Genomic DNA, 4700 nt, shown 5'->3' with positions numbered 1-4700 from the left:
AGCAGTATTGAGGGGTGAGTTTATTTCTCCCCATCTACTTACCTTTCAGGGTAATGATTTGGTTCGGGCGATTAAAATAGCCATTTTTGTATAAATAGAATGGACTCTCTAAACTACTCAAAACGAGTTGCCATTGACAAGCGGCGACTAAATCCGATTCAAGTTTACCCTGATATTTAAGGCTGTGAATAATGAGTTTCCGCAAATCGTTAACGGTATAGGCAATAAAAGCTAAGGGGCGTTGCCAAGGCTTGACGCTTAACATGCGGGTGACAAAACGGCTAAGTCCAATACCGCGAATAAAGGGGATTAAATAGTCTCGTTCTAAGCGTTTATGGGGAATTTTATGGTCGATTTCCATGGCTGGGTTATACCAAATTTCCCAGCCGTTGAGCTGCATATAACTTAACATTTCCAAGTCTTCCCCGGTGAGCATATTTCCCTGAATTCTGCCTGTTAAAATTAGTTGATTGGGAACCGTGTCAAGATACGCTTGTTTTCGGATCACTAATCCGGCGGAAGGGGGTAATAATTTGTGGCGGGGTTCGTAGCGAAAGGGTTGGTCGCCGCGTTCTGCGATCGCTAAAAAGGGTAAGATAGGTCGTAAGCTGTCTGGAGGCGGTACTTCAAAGTCTGGGTGGATTTGACTGCCATAGGCACCGGCTTGAGGATAGGCTTGGGCAAAGGCAACGGCGGCAGCCACCCAGTTTAGGGCGGGAATGTTATCATCATCTAAAAAGCCAATCAGGGGGGCTTGGGCTTCCTGAACGGCTAACTGGCGGGCAAATCCTGCCCCTTGTCTTGCTTCAACGCAGTATCGTAGGGGATTGTCGGCAGACCAGTTTTCCTGATACGCTTGAACAATCTCAGCCGTATTATCGGTACTGTTATTATCAATAACGATAACTTCCCAGGGAATTGATTCTGTACCCGTTTGGCGGCGCAGTCGTTCTAATACTTCGCGGATTCGGCTTGCGCCATTGTAGGTGGGAATCGCGACGGTGAAGGTAAGGGACATAACGAGTCAAAAGTTAAAGGTCAAAAGTCAAATGTCACTTTTGCCTAGTTGAGAAGATAATCGGCTTAAGTGTTTGTGGTTAGTGCTGAGGCGCTGATGGCGCTAAAGCGCTTACTACGAACTTACTACGAACTTTTTATAGAGACGCCCCTGTCCTGAATTCTGATTCTAACTGAATAGTAGCTGAATTCGGCAGAGGTTTTCCTAAAACTTTAATGAAGATTTTTTACGCAACCCGTTCAATGTACCGATTGCGGTTCCGGCAAATTTACCGCCTCCTGCTTATTAAAGGTAAGGGTATTATCCGCACAATCGACGAGGATTGTATCCCCTGCACCAAAGGTATTTTCGAGTAACTTGGTGGCAATTGGGTTTTCGAGTTCCCGTTGGATTGCCCGTTTCAGGGGACGCGCCCCATACACCGGATCATACCCGACATTCACCACATAGTCTTGTGCCGTCGATGACAGTTCAATGGAGATTTTCTGATCCGCTAACAACCGTTCAATCCGTTGCAGTTGAATCTCGACAATTTGCCGCAGTTCCTTACGAGTCAGGGTGTGGAAGATGATAATATCATCGACACGATTGACAAATTCGGGGCGAAATTGCTTTCTTAAGGCATCGGTGACTCGCTTCCGCATCTCCTCATATTGGGCATCATCTCCCGCTACATTCAGGATATGATCACTGCCAATATTACTGGTCATGACAATAATCGTATTGCGGAAATCCACGGTTCGCCCTTGGGAGTCGGTGATGCGTCCATCGTCAAGAACTTGTAATAAAATGTTAAAGACATCCCGGTGTGCCTTTTCCACTTCATCCAGCAACACTACCGAGTAGGGGCGACGGCGAATGGCTTCGGTGAGTTGTCCCCCTTCTTCATAGCCCACATATCCGGGAGGTGCACCCACCAATCGGGAAACGGCGTGTTTCTCCATATACTCGGACATATCAATCCGGACTAATGCCTCCTCACTGTCAAAAAGGAACTGTGCCAAAGCCCGCGCCAATTCCGTTTTACCCACGCCTGTGGGTCCTAAGAAGAGGAATGAACCGATGGGGCGTCCGGGATCTTTCATCCCCGCCCTAGCGCGACGAATCGCCGCAGCGACGGCTTCCACGGCTTCCCCTTGCCCAATTACTCGTTTATGCAGATGTCCTTCTAGCTGTAAGAGTTTCTGGCGTTCCGACTCCAGCAACCGTTTTACCGGAATCCCTGTCCACTTGGCGACAATTTCGGCAATATCGGCTTCGGTGACTTGTTCCCGGAGTAAGGCGGAACCCTTTGCTTGGAGTTCCATCATCATCGTCTCTTTTGCCTCGCGATCGTGCTGGAGTACCTCTAATTGTCCATACTTAAGCTGGGCAGCTTTATTCAGATCATAAGCCCGTTCGGCTTGCTCAATTTTAACCCGGAGTTGGTCTTCTTCTTTTTTCAGGTGATTAATTTCTTCCAGGAGTTGTTTTTCCGATTGCCATTGTCCGTTAAGCTGTTGATGATTGGTTTCGAGTTGTTCAATCTCTTGTTCAATCCGGGCTAACCGTTCCTGAGACGACTGATAGGCACTGCTAACGGCGGCGACACCCTGACGCTGACTTTCGGCTTCTAGGGATAGCTTTTCCATCTTTAGCTGCATCAGCCTGCGATCAATGGCTTCGAGTTCCACGGGTTTGGAGGTAATCTCCATTTTCAGCTTAGCGGCGGCTTCATCGACTAAATCAATGGCTTTATCGGGCAAAAAGCGATCGCTAATATACCGATTCGATAGCGTCGCGGCGGCTACTAAGGCGGAGTCGGTAATTGTCACATTATGGTGAACTTCGTAACGTTCCTTAAGTCCCCGTAAAATAGAAATCGTATTGTCCACCGTCGGCTGTCGCACCAGTACCTGTTGAAACCGTCGTTCCAAGGCGGCGTCTTTTTCAATATGCTTGCGGTACTCATCTAAGGTTGTCGCCCCAATACAGCGCAATTCGCCTCGCGCTAGCATGGGTTTAAGTAAATTCCCGGCATCCATTGTTCCTTGACCTGATCCGGTACCGACAACGGTATGCAATTCATCAATAAATAGAACAATATGCCCATCGGACTGGGTAACTTCCCGTAAGACGGCGCGGAGTCTGTCTTCAAATTCCCCTCGATATTTCGCCCCAGCAATTAAACTGCCCATATCCAGGGAAATCAACTGGCGTCCTTTGAGAGATTCTGGCACATCTCCATTAATTATCCGTTGTGCCAATCCTTCTGCGATCGCGGTTTTACCGACACCGGGTTCCCCAATCAGTACCGGATTATTTTTGGAACGTCGGGATAAGACTTGCACCACCCGACGAATCTCTTCATCCCGCCCAATTACCGGATCAAGTTTCCCGGCTTTAGCTTGTTCAGTCAAATCCCGCCCAAATTTCTGTAGCGCTTCATAGCGGGATTCGGGACTTTGATCGGTGACTTTTTGCGAACCCCGAATCGCTTTAATCGCGGCTTCGAGTTTGGTACTATCCAGGTCAAAGCTTTTAAACAAGCGGCGTCCGATGCGTTCATCGGCGGCTAATCCCAAGAGTAAATGCTCAACCGCAATATAGTCATCTTGCAGGGCGACTCGGGATGCCTCGGCATTATCCAGCATAATATCCAAGCCTCGCCCCAGGTAGAGTTGGTCAACATTATTCACCTTAGCTTGGCGATTGGCGAAGGCTTCCAATTGCTGCTTAAACATTGGCACATCCACCGTCACCCGTGAGAGAATCCGGGCGGCTAACCCTTCTTGTTCCAAGAGTGCGATCGCCACATGTTCAACTTCTAGCTGTTGATTGCGACAGCGGCGGGCAACGTCTTGGGATTTAACGATCGCTTCCCAGGCTTTGTCGGTAAATTTGCTGGCGTCGGTGGGCTGCATGAGTGGTTATCTGGTTATCGAGTCTTGATTGAATAGTATCTCCCAGTGGCAGTATAACAATCTACTCTCGATAAAAGTGAACTAGCCGTGGATTTAGCAACGGTGGTGACAAATGTGGGTGGGTGATCAGGCAATGGCACTAGGGTAAGAGCATCTCAATTTGGAAAAGCCATTGAGGGCATTAGCCTTATCCCATCATAATAGTTTTAGCGTTCATCTTCTCAAAAATTCTACATAAGTAGCCCACCGTTTTATCTTTGCGATCAGCTTCACTGGTATTTAAGGCAATCGTTCTCATTAAAGGCAATAGATAATAAATCTTTAAACCCTTAATAAATGGTGCCTGGGGCGAGTCGATAAAATTAATGGATTTCCCCTTAACGATAGTGCAGCGACTCGCCCCTACAGGACAGGTAACACATAAAATAGATTTCCAATCTACATAAATGATGCCGAAAGTTCTAATCGATGTGTCTACTGCTATAACATCTAAATCGGGCGCACGTCGGTGCGCCCCTACGGTTTCCGGGCGTAAGATTAAATGAAGGGTTCCCTACAAATGGTGGTTCAAGGATAAAATTATGTCAATCCTGACCAGGTTTGAACCGTGCGCCCCCTAATCTTTTGCCCAAACCACGGTGTATTCCTAGAGAGGGATTTCAGGGTATCTTGTGCCACTGTCCAACTCTGCTGCGGGTCAAATAACACCAGTTCGGCGGGTTGCTGATTGGCAATCTTGGCGGGGGATTGACCTAGACAAAACGCTGGATTTGTGCTAA

2 protein-coding genes and 1 pseudogene are annotated in these 4700 nt (G+C 47.9%); all 3 read right to left on the bottom strand.

Going from position 1 to position 4700, the window contains the following annotated elements:
- Positions 1–34: 34 nt before the first annotated feature.
- On the bottom strand, positions 35–1018 hold the full coding sequence (gene hpsE / locus ACLFWI_RS27160; RefSeq protein ID WP_446415517.1) for a hormogonium polysaccharide biosynthesis glycosyltransferase HpsE: 984 nt from the start codon (positions 1016–1018) through the stop codon (positions 35–37).
- 239 nt (positions 1019–1257) lie between these two features.
- Positions 1258–3921 (bottom strand): ATP-dependent chaperone ClpB, encoded by a 2664-nt coding sequence (clpB, locus tag ACLFWI_RS27155; protein ID WP_446415516.1) that lies wholly within the window; start codon positions 3919–3921, stop codon positions 1258–1260.
- Between the two features lie 579 nt (positions 3922–4500).
- A pseudogene (locus ACLFWI_RS27150) lies at positions 4501–4700 on the bottom strand (dihydroorotase); the annotation flags it as partial.

The organism is Coleofasciculus sp. (assembly GCF_046539235.1).
Taxonomy (GTDB): Bacteria; Cyanobacteriota; Cyanobacteriia; order Cyanobacteriales; family Coleofasciculaceae; genus Coleofasciculus.
This window is presented reverse-complemented; position numbering and strand designations above follow the sequence as displayed.